The sequence below is a fragment of the Pseudomonas sp. PLMAX genome, assembly GCF_046042685.1.
Classification (GTDB): Bacteria; Pseudomonadota; Gammaproteobacteria; order Pseudomonadales; family Pseudomonadaceae; genus Aquipseudomonas; species Aquipseudomonas putida_AE.
Map to the genome: position 1 here is coordinate 1,704,010 of NZ_CP064949.1, position 13,649 is coordinate 1,717,658.

Annotated in this window: 16 protein-coding genes; 9 read left to right on the plus strand and 7 right to left on the minus strand. The window is 62.2% G+C overall.

Annotated features, from left to right (window positions below; genetic code table 11):
- The first annotated feature begins 7 nt into the window (after positions 1-7).
- Positions 8-1,237 (plus strand): hypothetical protein, encoded by a 1,230-nt coding sequence (locus DKB71_RS07830; protein WP_408600017.1) that lies wholly within the window; start codon positions 8-10, stop codon positions 1,235-1,237.
- A gap of 109 nt (positions 1,238-1,346) precedes the next feature.
- Here DKB71_RS07830 and DKB71_RS07835 read toward each other — a convergent pair whose 3' ends face one another.
- The 4 genes from DKB71_RS07835 to DKB71_RS07850 form a co-directional block, all read right to left on the minus strand.
- On the minus strand, positions 1,347-1,724 hold the full coding sequence (locus DKB71_RS07835; protein ID WP_274073539.1) for a DUF2892 domain-containing protein: 378 nt from the start codon (positions 1,722-1,724) through the stop codon (positions 1,347-1,349).
- 80 nt (positions 1,725-1,804) lie between these two features.
- The gene (locus DKB71_RS07840) at positions 1,805-2,275 is read right to left on the minus strand and encodes an RNA methyltransferase (RefSeq protein WP_046816778.1); all 471 of its coding nucleotides are present in this window, start codon (positions 2,273-2,275) and stop codon (positions 1,805-1,807) included.
- Positions 2,276-2,463: 188 nt separating this feature from the next.
- Positions 2,464-2,835: a YajD family HNH nuclease gene (locus tag DKB71_RS07845; RefSeq protein ID WP_110966870.1), complete on the minus strand. Its 372-nt coding sequence runs from the start codon at positions 2,833-2,835 to the stop codon at positions 2,464-2,466.
- A gap of 49 nt (positions 2,836-2,884) precedes the next feature.
- A complete protein-coding gene (locus DKB71_RS07850; RefSeq protein ID WP_408600019.1) occupies positions 2,885-3,571 on the minus strand; it encodes a spermidine synthase in 687 nt (228 codons plus the stop codon).
- A gap of 95 nt (positions 3,572-3,666) precedes the next feature.
- Between DKB71_RS07850 and DKB71_RS07855 the strand changes: the two genes are divergently transcribed.
- Positions 3,667-3,957, plus strand: coding sequence for a hypothetical protein (locus DKB71_RS07855; protein ID WP_274073540.1), 291 nt, complete (start codon positions 3,667-3,669; stop codon positions 3,955-3,957).
- On the opposite strand, the gene DKB71_RS07860 is transcribed toward DKB71_RS07855, so the two are convergent.
- Together DKB71_RS07860 and DKB71_RS07865 are read right to left on the minus strand one after the other, a co-directional pair.
- Positions 3,954-4,427, minus strand: a complete 474-nt coding sequence (locus DKB71_RS07860) for a cyclic nucleotide-binding domain-containing protein (protein ID WP_323606757.1) — start codon at positions 4,425-4,427, stop codon at positions 3,954-3,956. The two genes, DKB71_RS07855 and DKB71_RS07860, sit on opposite strands and share 4 nt — an antisense overlap.
- Before the next feature lie 186 nt (positions 4,428-4,613).
- A complete protein-coding gene (locus tag DKB71_RS07865; protein WP_408600020.1) occupies positions 4,614-6,668 on the minus strand; it encodes a S9 family peptidase in 2,055 nt (684 codons plus the stop codon).
- Positions 6,669-6,845: 177 nt separating this feature from the next.
- On the opposite strand from DKB71_RS07865, the gene DKB71_RS07870 reads away from it, so the two are divergent.
- Genes DKB71_RS07870 through DKB71_RS07880 form a run of 3 tightly spaced genes read left to right on the plus strand, consistent with a single transcriptional unit; the run spans position 6,846 to position 8,707 of the window.
- The gene (locus tag DKB71_RS07870) at positions 6,846-7,343 is read left to right on the plus strand and encodes an MFS transporter (protein WP_408600021.1); all 498 of its coding nucleotides are present in this window, start codon (positions 6,846-6,848) and stop codon (positions 7,341-7,343) included.
- A gap of 32 nt (positions 7,344-7,375) precedes the next feature.
- Complete coding sequence (locus DKB71_RS07875; RefSeq protein WP_274073545.1) at positions 7,376-8,152, plus strand: class II glutamine amidotransferase; 777 nt, start codon at positions 7,376-7,378, stop codon at positions 8,150-8,152.
- Between the two features lie 12 nt (positions 8,153-8,164).
- The gene (locus DKB71_RS07880; protein WP_020797831.1) at positions 8,165-8,707 is read left to right on the plus strand and encodes a DUF2937 family protein; all 543 of its coding nucleotides are present in this window, start codon (positions 8,165-8,167) and stop codon (positions 8,705-8,707) included.
- Between the two features lie 76 nt (positions 8,708-8,783).
- On the opposite strand, the gene DKB71_RS07885 is transcribed toward DKB71_RS07880, so the two are convergent.
- Positions 8,784-9,698: a LysR family transcriptional regulator gene (locus tag DKB71_RS07885; RefSeq protein WP_274073546.1), complete on the minus strand. Its 915-nt coding sequence runs from the start codon at positions 9,696-9,698 to the stop codon at positions 8,784-8,786.
- 147 nt (positions 9,699-9,845) lie between these two features.
- Here DKB71_RS07885 and DKB71_RS07890 point away from each other — a divergent pair, with 147 nt between their 5' ends.
- The 4 genes from DKB71_RS07890 to DKB71_RS07905 all read left to right on the plus strand — a co-directional run bounded on the left by DKB71_RS07890 (position 9,846) and on the right by DKB71_RS07905 (position 13,579).
- On the plus strand, positions 9,846-11,132 hold the full coding sequence (locus DKB71_RS07890; RefSeq protein WP_408600022.1) for an MFS transporter: 1,287 nt from the start codon (positions 9,846-9,848) through the stop codon (positions 11,130-11,132).
- A gap of 73 nt (positions 11,133-11,205) precedes the next feature.
- A complete protein-coding gene (locus DKB71_RS07895) occupies positions 11,206-11,958 on the plus strand; it encodes a 5-oxoprolinase subunit PxpA (RefSeq protein WP_323606761.1) in 753 nt (250 codons plus the stop codon).
- The gene (gene pxpB / locus DKB71_RS07900; protein WP_408600023.1) at positions 11,955-12,659 is read left to right on the plus strand and encodes a 5-oxoprolinase subunit PxpB; all 705 of its coding nucleotides are present in this window, start codon (positions 11,955-11,957) and stop codon (positions 12,657-12,659) included. The genes DKB71_RS07895 and pxpB overlap by 4 nt, the downstream gene beginning before the upstream one ends.
- Positions 12,656-13,579, plus strand: coding sequence for a biotin-dependent carboxyltransferase family protein (locus DKB71_RS07905; RefSeq protein WP_408600024.1), 924 nt, complete (start codon positions 12,656-12,658; stop codon positions 13,577-13,579). The genes pxpB and DKB71_RS07905 overlap by 4 nt, the downstream gene beginning before the upstream one ends.
- The last annotated feature ends 70 nt before the right edge of the window (positions 13,580-13,649 follow it).

Consider the following 13,649-nt stretch of genomic DNA (forward strand, 5'->3'; position numbering starts at 1 on the left):
AGTGTGTATGGCTGTGGGATGGCGGCGGGCGCTGGTCGTTGGGTTGTGCGCCCTGAGCGCGCCCGTGTGGGCGGCGAAGAAAGTCGATCTGGATTACCACGTGCGCCTGTTGCCGCAAAGCGACCAGGCTGAAGTGCGCCTGACCCTGGCCCAGGGCGCGGCGGTCCGCAGCCTGGATTTCGACCTCGGCGACGGCAGCCACTACAGCGATTTCAAGGCCGACGGCCAATGGCAGCTGACCGAGGGCAAGCCGGCCCGCGGCGTGTGGCGCCCGGCGGCCGAAAAGGCCAGCCTGACCTGGCGGGTAAAGATCAGTCACGGGCGCAAGAGCGGCAGCTTCGACACCCGCATGACCCCGACCTGGGCACTGATGCGCGGTGACGATCTGGTGCCGCCAGCCAGGCTCGATCAGCAGGACGGCATCGAGCTGGTTTCACGCCTTGAATTCGAGTTGCCCACTGGCTGGCAAAGCGTCGAAACCGCCTGGCCGCGCATCGGCAAGAACAAGTTCCGCATCGATAACGTTTCCCGGCTTTTCGATCGGCCCACAGGCTGGATGCTCGCCGGGCACCTCGGCAGCCGTCGCACCCGCTTGGGCGAAACCGAAGTCACCGTCGCTTCACCGCGTGGCCAGGGCATGCGGCGCATGGATGTGCTGACGCTGCTGACGTTTGTCTGGCCCCAGGTACAGGCGGTGTTTCCTCGTCACCCGACCAAGTTGCTGATTGTCGGCGCCAACGATCCGATGTGGCGCGGCAGCCTGTCGGCGCACGAATCGATCTACCTGAATAGTCGCCTGCCGCTGGTCAGCGAAAGCGGGACCAGCCCGGTTGTGCGCGAGTTGGCCCAGGTGTTCGGGCGAATCAACGATCAGCAGCGCAGCGACTGGATCAGTGAAGGTTTTGCCGAATACTACGCCATCGAACTGGTGCGCCGGGCCGGTGGCATGAGTGATGAGCGGTATGAGGGCTTGCACGGGAAGCTGGTCAAGGACAGCCAGAAAGTCACCACCTTGCGGGGCGAGCAGATCAGTGCGGCGCAGGTGGCCAAGGCGGTGTTGTTGCTACAGGAACTGGATCGCGAGATTCGCCTGAAGACGCGCAACAAGCGTTCGCTGGATGATGTGCTGCGCGGGGCTATGCATCTGGGGAGCATTGATACCAAGGAATTCGTACAGCTCAGTGAGAGCGTGCTTGGTGAGTCTTCCAAGGTCCTGGATACCGGGTTGCTTCAGTAACACCGCCATCGCCAGCAGGCTGGCTCCCACAGGGTGTGTGAACACGGAAGATCACTGTGGGAGCCAGCCTGCTGGCGATGAGGCCATAAGCCTTGGCGCAAATTCCCGATCAAACCCCGGTTTTAGGCGACTTCAAGGAATCGTTGCCGGTGACGGTCGCGGTGTTGGTCGCTGCCTCGGCATTGGCTTTCAGCCGGTTCAACTCTTCGCCCGCGCGCTGAATCTTCGCCCGCACGTTGTTCATGTCCTGGCGGCTTTTTTCCAGCAGGCTTTTCGCCGAGCTGTGGCCGGTGATGCCGCGGGCCAGGGCCACGCCGCCGATGGCCACCTGAATCAGGCCGAACAGGCCGCCGCGACGCAAGCCCTTGCCGACCATGACCACGCCGCCCGCCAATGAACCGATGCGTTCCCAGCCATGCACATTCTGCTCGGAAGGGGTCTGGAACGGGGTGGATTCGATGCGCTCTACGCGTTTGAGTTCGCTCATGATCTGACTCCAGGCTTGAGTAGTGGATAGATAAGCTGACTGCCGGAGCAGGCCACTTGTTCCATCGGATGTGCGGCGATTCAGCGGAATTTCGGCCCCGAGCGGGTGTTGAGGCCCTTGGCCATGCGGTCGTAGAGCACGACGTTGACCGTGGCAGCGAGGTTCATGCAGCCGGTGGTCGGGATGTAGACCACGTCTTCGCACCAGTCACGAATCTCTTTATCCAGCGAGCCGTCTTCCGGGCCGAAGATGTAGAGCGCGCGGTCCGGGTGGGTGTACTCCGGCAACGGGCGGGCGCCGTCGACCAGTTCCACGGCAACGGGAACACAGTTGAGGGGCAGGATTTTCTTCAGGTCGTCGATGCCGATCAGCGGGATGTCGTAGTGGACGCGCTTGGTATCGGTGACGAAGTCGGCGGCGCGTTCATAACGCTTGCCGGTGTAGAACACCGACGCCACGCCGTAACAGCCAGCGGCGCGCATCACCGAACCGACGTTCTCCGGTGATTTGGGGTTATACAAACCAATGCAGCTGTACCGTTTGTCTGCCACGAGCGGGGTGCCTTTCAGGAAAAAGCGCGATTATACGGGGATTGGGAGGTCGTGGTCAGTTTGGGGATTGATGGTGTCCGGTGAGCCGTCTTCGCGAGCAAGCCCGCTCCCACACTTGATCTGCGTCGTTCACAAAACCAATGTGGGAGCGGGCTTGCTCGCGAAGAGGCCGGGTCAGGCGATGAAGATCATTCGTCCTTCTTCATTAACCCCGCCAACGCGGCAAACGGGTTGTGCGTCGCCTTGGCGATTTTCGGCGTGCTCAGCGAGCCCTCGCCGAAATACTGCTGGTCGGTATAACGCGAGTGTTCGTTATCGTGGCAGTACAGGCACAACAATTCCCAGTTCGAACCGTCCTGGGGGTTGTTATCGTGGTTGTGGTCGCGGTGGTGCACGGTCAGTTCGCTCAGGCGCTTGCCGGAGAATTCACGGGCGCAGCGGCCGCACACGTGCGGGTACATCTTCAGGGCCTTGTCGCGGTAGCCCATTTCCTTGTCGCGCTGGTTGTCGGCCAGGATGCGGTCCAGCTTCGAGGTGTTGGTCGGGGTGGACGAACTCATGGGTTCACCTTTGTTGAATGACTAATGACGGTATAACACGCAGTTTAGCTCAGCCCTTGAGCTTCTCGGCAATCCAGATGGTGTGGCGGGTGCCCTTGTTGCCGTGGGCGAAGACCTGTACTTCCTCGGCCTTGAAACCGGCTTTCTTCAGTTTGTCGGAAAACTGCCGGTCGGCGCTGGCCGACCAGACCGCCAGCACGCCTTTTGGTCGCAGGGCCTTGGCGCAGGCGCTCAGGCCGCCGGCGGAGTAGAGCCAGCTGTTGGCTCTCTGGGTCAGGCCTTCGGGGCCGTTGTCGACGTCGAGCATGATCGCGTCGAAACCTTGCGGCTCTGCCTGCAGGACCTTGGCCACGTCTTCCAGGCGGATCACCGTGCGCGGGTCTTGCAGCGGGTTGCCGGCTTTCTCGCCCAGCGGCCCGCGGTTCCACTCCACGACGCCGGGCACCAGTTCGGCGACTACCACTTCGGCGGTCTTGCCCAGGTGCTTGAGCGCCGAGGCGAGGGTGAAGCCCATGCCCAGGCCACCGATCAACACCCGCGAGTTCGGTCTTCCTGCGACCTTGCGGCAGGGGATCTCGGCCAGGGCATCCTCAGAGCCGTGCATGCGCGTATTCATCAATTGTCCGCCGTCACCACCCTGGATCTTGATGACGAAATCCTCGCCGTACTCGAACAGGCACAGGGCACCGCCGTTCTCGGGAATAGGGGCGGTATCGAGCAGAACAAAACGTTTCATGGGGCTCACTTGAGGAAAAATGGCAGCACAGGGGAAGGCAAACCGGCGCAGTTGGGAGTAGCCTGCAATCGACCACAAGGCCAACGGAGCCATTGATGAAGCGCACCATTCTAACGGCCATTGCCCTGACCGCGCTCTCGATAACTGCAGTGCAGGCGCAGCAGTTGCAGACCATGCCGATCAGTCCCGCGCCAATGCCCGGTTCGCCGGGCACCGCAACGCCCACGCCGTATCCGCAGATCAGCCCGGCACCCCTGCCGAAAGTAGGCCCGGGCAGTGGCGGGCCACCCTTGGTGCCGATCGAGATGCCGAGCCCGCCGACCAAGGACCAGCCGGTGCCGGGGATCGAGCAGAACCCGCCGAAGGTCAAGTCGCCCGGCGGTTAGACCTGCTGCGACAGCAGTTGCCCATCGGCCATGCGCAAGCGTTTGGAGAGCGAGACGGCGAGGGCGCGGATGATCTTGGCGGCGATTTTCGGTGCCTCGTTGAGCATCTTTTCCAGCGAATCCTTGCCCAGGTTGAGCAACTGGCAGTTGCTCGCGGCCACGCAACTGGCCGAACGGCGTTCGCCGTCGAGTACGGCCATTTCGCCGAACGAGCGACCGCTGCGCAGGGTCGCGATGGTCACCTGCTGGCCGTCGCTGGTGGTCTTCTGCACCGCCACCTGGCCGGTATGGATGATGCACATGAAGCTGCCGGCATCGCCCTCGTGGAAGATTTCTTCGCCCTGGACAATGGTGCTGAGGCTGAAATAGCCCGAAGCCGCGGCGAATTCCGCCGGCAGCAGTTGGTTGAACAGGCCGCAGTCCATCAGCCAGTTGCGGATTTCGTTGTTCAATAAGGTGGGTTCTGACATGTCGGGCGGTCTTTTTTGTTGTACGGAACCCTGTGGGAGCGGGCTTGCTCGCGAAGAGGCCAAAATATTCAACACATAGGTTGACTGAAAAATTGCCTTCGCGAGCAAGCCCGCTCCCACAGTTGGGTCAATGTTGTATCGGCTTGCGGTGTGCGCAATTAAGACCCGCACACCCAGCCAAGTTCCTCAGGCCACACCCAGCACCTTGAACAAAAATGCATATTCGAGCGCTACGTCACGCAATCCCTGATAGCGACCGCTCATCCCGCCATGCCCCGCGCCCAGTTCGGTCTTGAGCAGCAGCGGGTTGTTGTCAGTCTTGGTGGCGCGTAATTTCGCCACCCATTTGGCCGCTTCCCAATACTGCACACGGCTGTCGTTGTAGCCGGCGATCACCAGGGTCGGCGGATAAGCCTGGGCGCTGACGTTTTCGTACGGCGCGTAGGCCTTGATCCGATCGTGCACGTCCGGCTCTTCAGGGTTGCCCCACTCGTCGTATTCGGTGACGGTCAATGGCAGCTCCGGGTCGAGCATGGTGTTGAGCACATCGACGAACGGTACCTCGGCTATCGCGGCGCCAAACAGCTCCGGTCGCTGGTTAAGCACCGCCCCGATCAACAGGCCGCCGGCACTGCCGCCGCTGATCGCCAGTTGTGGCGCGGTGGTCAGGCCATTGGCGATCAAGTGTTCGGCGCAGGCGATGAAGTCGCTGAAGGTGTTCTGCTTGTGCTCCTGCTTGCCGGCGCGATACCAGGCTTCGCCCAGTTCACCACCGCCGCGCACGTGAGCGATGGCGAACGCCATGCCGCGATCGAGCAGGCTCAGGCGCGCGTGGGAGAACCACGGGTCGAGGCTTTCGCCATAGGCGCCATAGCCGTACAGGTAAAGCGGAACCGGCTTGCCGAGTGCTTCGCGCTTGACCACCAGGCTGATCGGCACTTGCGTGCCATCGGGCGCCGTGGCCCACAGGCGCTGGCTGACGTAGGCGTCGGCGTCGAACGGGCCCAGCACCGGGGTTTGCTTGAGCACTTGCTGCGCACCGCTGACCAGTTCCAGTTGGCGGATCTGCGCCGGACGGTTCAACGCTTCGTAGCGCAGGCGAATCCGCTCGCTGACGAATTCCAGGCTGTTCTGCACGTGCAGGCTGTAGGCGGCATCCGGCAGTTGCACCCGATAGCTCGGCAGGTCCTGGGGGTGAACTTCGATCACCGGCAAGCCGCCGACCCGCAGGCTCAGGGTCATGGCCCCGGCGTTCAGGCTCATGCCATCGATCATCACCGTGTCGCTGTGAGGGATCAGGTTCTGCCAGTCGGCTTCGGTGGGTGCCACGCCGCTGTCGACGGCGGTGTACAGGGCAAAATTGATGCCGTCGCGATTGGTGCGGATGAACCAGGTCCATTGGCCGTCGAGCGCGCCGTGGTCAAGGTCATACTCATGGTTTTCCTGGCGCGGCGCGACGCAGGTAAAGGGCCGTTGCGGGTGATTGGCATCCAGCACCCAGACTTCGCTGGTGGTCTTGCTGCCCACCGACAGCAGCAATTGCTGTTCGGAGCTCGATCGGTAGCAGTGCATGAAGAAGCGGCCGTCGGTTTCATGGAACACTTCTTCGGCCGCCGTGCCGTCCAGGCGATAGCGCAACAGCTTGTGCGGGCGATGGGTGTCGTCCAGCTCGCCGAAAAACAGGGTCAGGCTGTCATTGGCCCAGGTCATGCTGCCGTCGCAGTCCTGGAACTCCAGTTCACTGACGCGACCGTCGGACAATTCCTTCACGAACAGCGTATAGATCTCGTCGCCCGTGGAATCGATGCTGTAGGCCAGGCGCTGGTGATCGGGACTGATGCTGAACGCGCCGAGGGAAAAGAAGCCGCCTTGGGCCAGTTCATTCGGGTCCAGCAGCAGTTGCTCCCGACTTTCATCAAGGACCAGGCTGTCATCGGCCGGGCGCGGGCAGCGGTAGTGACGGGCGTATTCGTCACCGGCCGTGGTGCGGGTGTAATACAGGTAGGGTCCCCACGGCGAGGGCAGGGACAGGTCGGTTTCGAGAATCCGGCCCTTGATCTCCTCGAACAGGGTTTCGCGCAACCCGGCCTGATCGGCGGTTTGCGCCTCCTGGTATAGATTTTCAGCCTTGAGGTAGTCGAGCACCGCTGCGCTGTCGCGCTCCTGCAGCCAGGCGTACGGGTCGGATCCTTCGGCCTTGCGGGCAATCGGGGCGTCGGAAACGTTGGCGGATAGGGGCATGAAGGTCTCTCGAACAAGATACTGAATAGGGGCGCAACCTGTAGGAGCTGCCGCAGGCTGCGATCTTTTGATCTTGTGTTTTCAAGATCAAAAGATCGCAGCCTGCGGCAGCTCCTACATGAAGGAGCCTGATGGACGAAAAGCCGTTATCATAAGCGCCTCTTTGCCTGCCTTGCCATGGACACCATGACCGAGAACGACTATCTGATCGCTTGGGGCCTCTACGCCTTTGCCGCTTTTGGCTGCCTGCTGGTGTGGATGCGCATCACCCGCTGGATGTGGCGCTGGCTGCGCGAACCCCTGCGTTTACTGGTGGCGGTGCTGCTGTTCAGCCCGACCATCATCGACCCGGTGAAGGAAAAAGTGGCCCCGGCCCTTGCCATCACGGCCCTTGACCTGTTGTTCAAGGTCGGCAACAACGCGTGGCGGGCGATTTCCGACCTGTTCATGTACGGCATGATCGCTTTTGGCATCTACCTGGTGTTCGCCGGTGCGCGTTTTATCCTCGAACGTGGCGCCAGGGCCCGCAAGGAACAGGCAGCCGCCGCCCAGGCCGCTCTTCGTGCCGACGAACCGGAAGAGGATCACCCCTTCGGCGGTGCCGGCGATGATCGTTACGGTCGTCCACCTGTGCCAGGCAATCCCCAGCGGATGCGCGTCGAACCCCGTCTGTAACCGTGCCCCTGCCATGAAGCGAGAGTCCAAGCATGTGTGAGTTATTGGGCATGAGCGCCAATGTCCCGACCGATATCGTGTTCAGCTTCACCGGGCTGATGCAGCGTGGTGGGCGTACCGGGCCGCACCGTGACGGTTGGGGCATCGCTTTTTACGAAGGCCGGGGTTTGCGCCTGTTCCAGGACCCGGCGGCGAGCTGCGAGTCGGAAGTGGCGAACCTGGTGCAGCGCTACCCGATCAAGAGCGAAGTGGTGATCGGGCATATCCGCCAGGCCAACGTCGGCAAGGTCTGCCTGTCCAACACCCATCCCTTCGTGCGCGAGTTGTGGGGGCGTAACTGGTGCTTCGCCCATAATGGCCAGTTGGCAGATTTTCAGCCCACGACCAGCTTCTATCGCCCGGTTGGTGATACCGACAGCGAGGCGGCGTTCTGTGACTTGCTCAACCGCGTGCGGGCAGCGTTTCCGGAGCCGGTGGAGGTCGAGGAACTGCTGCCGGACCTGGTCGCCGCCTGCGCCGAATACCGCAGCAAGGGTGTTTTCAACTGCCTGCTCAGCGATGGCGACTGGCTGTTCTGCTATTGCTCGACCAAGCTGGCGCAGATCACCCGTCGTGCCCCGTTCGGCCCGGCGCGCCTGAAGGACGTCGATGTGATCGTCGACTTCCAGGCCGAAACCACGCCCAACGATGTGGTCACGGTGATCGCCACCGAACCCCTGACCGAAAATGAAACCTGGACCCGCTACGAGCCAGGCCAATGGAGCCTGTGGCGACGCGGCGAATGCGTCAGCCAGGGCAGGACCGAATAAGGATCATCCCCCATGTTGCTCAGTTATCTACGGCTGGTGTTGTTTGCGGCGGGCCTGTTGATCGGTGTCCAGGTGCCGGGGTTCATCAATGATTACGCCAAGCGGGTCGAAGCCCACCTGATTGAAGCGCAGGCCGGGTTGAGCGGGTTCCAGAACACCGCCAATCAATTCTTCAAGGGCGACATGCAGGCCCTGGTCGCCCACTATCGTGCCAGTGAAGACCCGATCTTTCGCAGCGACGCCGACAGCCTGGGCAACCTGCTGACCCGCCAGGTGGCCTTGGACAAGCAATTCCAGGCGATGCAAGGGCCGTGGTACATCCGCTTCCTCCAAGTGGTGCTGGCCGCTGATCCGGACATTCGCAAGGAAACCTGGAATGGCTACAGCTACCAGATCCTGCTGACTCCAGAGGCGATGATCTGGGGCATGAGCGGGGCGTTGCTGCTGTCATTCGGGATCGAGTGCCTGTTCCGCCTGATCGATTGGGTGGTGTTGGGCGGCAAGCGTCTGCGCCAGAGCCGGCCGATCGAAGAGCGGGATTTGCGCGGTCTGTAGGAGCTGGCTTGCCAGCGAATCAAGCGATGCGGTGTGTCAGGCATTGCGCCTTCGCTGGCAAGCCAGCTCCTACAGGTCAACGTTGCAAAACGATGTAATTCTCCCCCACCCGACGCGCATAGCCCTCCAGCACCTGCTGACACAACGCCACGATCTCCTCGACCCATTCCACGCCCACCCGCCACGACACCACCACTTGCAGGTCCGGTGGTCGCTGGTCGATGTCCAGCAAGGTCAATTCACCCCGCGCCAGTTCCTCGGCCACCAGCACCGGTGGCAATGCGCCGATGCCAAAACCGTCGCGCAGCAGGCGGGTGATCGCCGAGACCGAGTTCACGCAGTTCAGCCGAGGCGCGATGACGCCGTTGGCCTGCATCAGCGCGAGCACTTCCTGATGGGGATGGGAGTTTTTCGAGTAGGTAATGATCCGCTCATTGGCCAGGTCGGCGATGCCTGAGTAGTCGCGGTTGTAGAGTGAATTGCTGGCGACGATCCAGCCCATGGGGTGGCTGGCCAGTTCCAGGCTGCGCACGCTTTCCTGGCGCAGCAGGTCAGTTTGCAGGATCACATCGAGAAAGCCTTTTTGCAGTTGATCGCAGAGGTTGAGCGAGGTATCGGCCACCAGTTCGATCTCCACCAGCGGGTAATGATCGGTCATCTGCGCCACCAACGGGCTCAGCCAGGTGTGGATCACCGTGTCCATCACGCCGATGCGCACGCGACCGGCCTTGCAGGAGCGGGTCTCGATCGACTGTTTGAGCGCTTGCATGGTGTCCATCATCTGCTCGGCGTATTCGAGCACTTTCAAGCCTTCCGGCGTCAGGCTCACCCCTCGTGAATCGCGCAGGAACAGCTTCACCCCAAGCTCGCCTTCGAGCACGGCGATGCGGCTGGAAATCGACGCCTGGGTGGTGAAGAGCTTGTCGGCGGTGAGGCGGAAACTCTTGAGCCGGGCGACCCAGACGAAGGTCTCGAGAAACTTCAGGTTCATGTGATCAAGTTTTTCTTATGGCTAGGGCAGGTTTTTATTAGTTGGACGCAGAGCGCTGGCGCGTCCAAAAATCGACACATCCGGTTCCCACGATAGGCGTCGTCGGGGCTCAGAACAATACCAATAAAATCAGCGCGGAGATTTGCCATGAGTGCGCCCGACACCACCGCCATTCCGAAAGCCACGGCTCGCCCGGGACCTTTCGACTGGTATCGCAACATCAACCAGCAGGAACGCCGCACCTTCTGGAGCTGCAAGATCGGCTATGGCCTTGATGGCATGGACACCCAGATGCTCAGCTTCGTGGTGCCGACCCTGATTGCCATGTGGGGCATCACCACCGGCCAGGCCGGGCTGATTCACACCAGCACGCTGATCGCCTCGGCCATCGGTGGCTGGGTGGCGGGGATTCTCTCCGACCGCATCGGTCGCGTGCGCACCTTGCAACTGACGGTACTGTGGTTTGCCTTCTTCACCTTCCTCTGCGGTTTCGCCCAAAACTATGAACAACTGCTGATTGCACGGACCCTGATGGGCTTTGGTTTCGGCGGCGAGTGGACCGCCGGTGCGGTGCTGATCGGCGAAGTCATTCGTGCCCAGGACCGCGGCAAGGCCGTTGGCATGGTGCAATCGGGCTGGGCGCTGGGTTGGGGCCTGACCGCGATCCTGTACGCGCTGCTGTTCTCGATCATGCCGCCGGAAGACGCCTGGCGCGCGCTGTTCATCCTCGGCATCGTGCCGGCGATTTTCGTGATCTTCGTCCGCCGCCTGGTCAAGGACCCGGAAATCTACCGCGAAGCCAAAGCCAAACAGGAACCGAGCAACCCGGCGAAGTTCTACGAGATCTTCGCGCCCGGCATGCTCTTCACCACGATTCGCGCTTCGTTGCTGACCACCGGTGCCCTGGGCGGCTACTACGCCATCACCTCCTGGCTGCCGACCTTCCTGAAGAACGAACGCGGCTTGAGCGTACTCGGCACCGGCGGTTATCTGGCGATGGTGATCGTCGGTTCCTACGTCGGTTATGTCATCAGCGCCTATCTGACCGACATCCTCGGCCGCAAGAAGAACTTCATCCTGTTCGCCGTCGGCTCGTTCACCATTGTGCTGCTGTACACGCAAATGCCGGTGAGCAATGGTGTGATGCTGTGGCTGGGCTTTCCGCTGGGCTTCTTTGCCTCGGGTATCTTCAGTGGCATGGGCGCCTTCCTGACCGAGTTGTTCCCGACGCGCATTCGTGGTTCGGGCCAGGGGTTTTGCTACAACATCGGCCGCGCGCTGGCGGCGTTGTTCCCGCTGCTGATCGGCCTGCTCAGCCAGACGGTGCCGCTGAGCGTCGGCATCGGTGCCTTTGCGGCGGTGTCCTACGGCGTGGTGATCCTCGCGGCCCTGAGCTTGCCGGAAACCCGTGGCAAGCAACTCGACGCCCAGTAACTGGTAATCTGCGGGCGTGTCATACGGATATGTCCCACAGCTAACAAGAATAAAGCCTACAGGAGTGTTCAGCGTGAGCCGCCTGCTATTGAACTGCGACATTGGCGAAAGCTTTGGCAACTGGACCATGGGTCTGGACGCCGAAGTCATGCCCTTCATCGATTGCGCCAACATCGCCTGCGGTTTCCATGCCGGCGACCCGAGCATCATGCGCAAGACCGTCAGCCTGGCCCTCAGCCACGGCGTGCAGATCGGGGCCCACCCGGCCTATCAGGATCTGGTCGGTTTCGGCCGCCGCTCCATGGCCTATGCCACCCAGGAACTGCAGGACATCCTGCATTACCAGATCGGCGCCCTCGACGGCATCTGCCGGGCTCAGGGCGGTCGGGTCAGCTACGTCAAGCCCCACGGCGCCATGTACAACGACATGATGGCCAACCCGGCTCAGCTGCGCGCCGTCCTGCAAGCAGTGGCGTCCTATGACCGCAGCCTGCCGTTGATGCTGATGGCCACCCGCGACAACAGCGCCGCGCAGCAGTTGGGCGAGGAATACGGCGTGACCCTGTGGTTCGAAGCCTTCGCCGACCGCGCCTACGACAGCGCCGGCATGCTGGTGTCGCGGCAACTGCCGGGGGCGGTGCATCACGAACCGGAGAAAATCATCGAGCAGGCGTTGATCATTGCCCGTGGCGATCACCTCACCGCCAGTGACGGCAGCGCCTTGCACCTGCAGGCCAACACCCTGTGCGTGCACGGCGACAATGCCAGTTCAGTGGCCGCCGTGCGGCGCATCCGTGAAGCCTTGAACCAGCAGGGCGCGTCATGAAAATGCGGGTAGAAGTGGTCGCGCTCGATTGCCTGATGGTGCGTCTGTTCGATGAGATCGCCGAAGCCAACATGCCGTGGATGCTCGCCGCCAGCGAAAGCCTGCGGACTGCGTTCGGTGACCGGCTGATCGATCTGGTGCCGTCCTACACAACCTTGATGGTGCATTACGACCTGACTGCGCTGAATCCGGTGCAGGCCCGGGAATTGATCGCCGAGGCCTTGATCGACTTGTCGCCCAACGCGCGTACTCGCGGCAAATGCCATGTGCTGCCGGTGTGGTACGACTTGAGTGTCGGTCCGGAATTGAGCCTGTTGTCGCAACGCAGTGGGCTGGCGGTGGAAGAAGTGATCCGTCGTCACAGCGAGCGTGAATACCAGGTGTTCGCCCTGGGCTTCGCCCCGGGGTTCGCCTTCATGGGCCTGGTGGAAGAAGTACTCGCCGCACCACGCCTGAGTACACCGCGCAAGAAAGTCGCTGCGGGCAGTGTCGGCATCGCCGAACGGCAGACGGCCGCCTATCCGGTGGTATCGCCGGGCGGCTGGAACCTGATCGGTCGCACGCCGGCCAAATTGTTTGACCGCAACCGAGACGGCTACAGCCTGATGCAACCGGGCGACACCGTGCGCTTTGAAGCGGTCGGCCGTGCCGAGTTCATCAATTTGGGCGGTGACGACACGCCACTGGAGGCCCAGGCATGAGCCGTCTGACGATTGAAGCGAGTACGCCGCTGTGCCTGTTGCAGGATGCTGGTCGTTTTGGCGTGCGGCACCTGGGCGTGACCCAGGGTGGCGCGGCTGATTGGCGTTCAATGTCCTGGGCCAATTGGTTGCTGGGTAACGGGCTGGATGCGCCGGTGATCGAAATCACCCTCGGCGGGTTCACCGTAGTGGCCGAGGACGAATGCGTGCTGGCGCTGGCCGGGGCCGATCTTGGCGCGAAGGTGGACGGTGAACCCTTGGCACCGTGGCGCAGCTTCAGGCTGCAAAAGGGCCAGCGTCTGCAATTCACCCAGCCATTGCTCGGTGCCCGGGCCTATCTGGCCGCACCGGGTGGCTTCGATGCGCCGAAGGTGTTGGGCAGCAGCGCGACGGTGGTTCGCGAGGAGCTCGGCGGCCTGGATGGCATGGGGCGTGCGCTGGGTGAAGGCGCGTGCCTGAGCTATTCGGGTAACTCAGTGATGTTGCTGCGAGAGTTGACCGCAGACCAGCGGCCGGACCTGAACCTCAAGGCGCCGTTGGACCTGGTGCTCGGTGCGCAGATCGGTGAATTCAGCGGGCAGAGCCTGTTCGATGCGTTCAACAGCACTTGGAGCCTCGACAGCCGTGCCGATCGCATGGGCATTCGTTTGTTGGGCACAGCGTTGCAGTACCTGGGCAAACCGATGATTTCCGAAGGTATTCCGCTGGGCGCGGTGCAGGTGCCGCCGGACGGGCAGCCGATTGTGCTGCTCAATGATCGGCAGACCATTGGCGGTTATCCGCGGCTGGGGGCGTTGACGCCGTTGGCGTTGGCGCGATTGGCGCAGTGTCTGCCGGGGGCGCAAGTTCGGTTGCGGCCGGTGGTGCAGGAAGTCGCCCATCGCGAGCAGGTCGAGTATTTGCACCGTTTTACTGTTTGAAGATCAAAAGATCGCAGCCTGCGGCAGCTCCTACACCGATCTCTTTAGGAGCTGCCGCAGGCTGCGATCT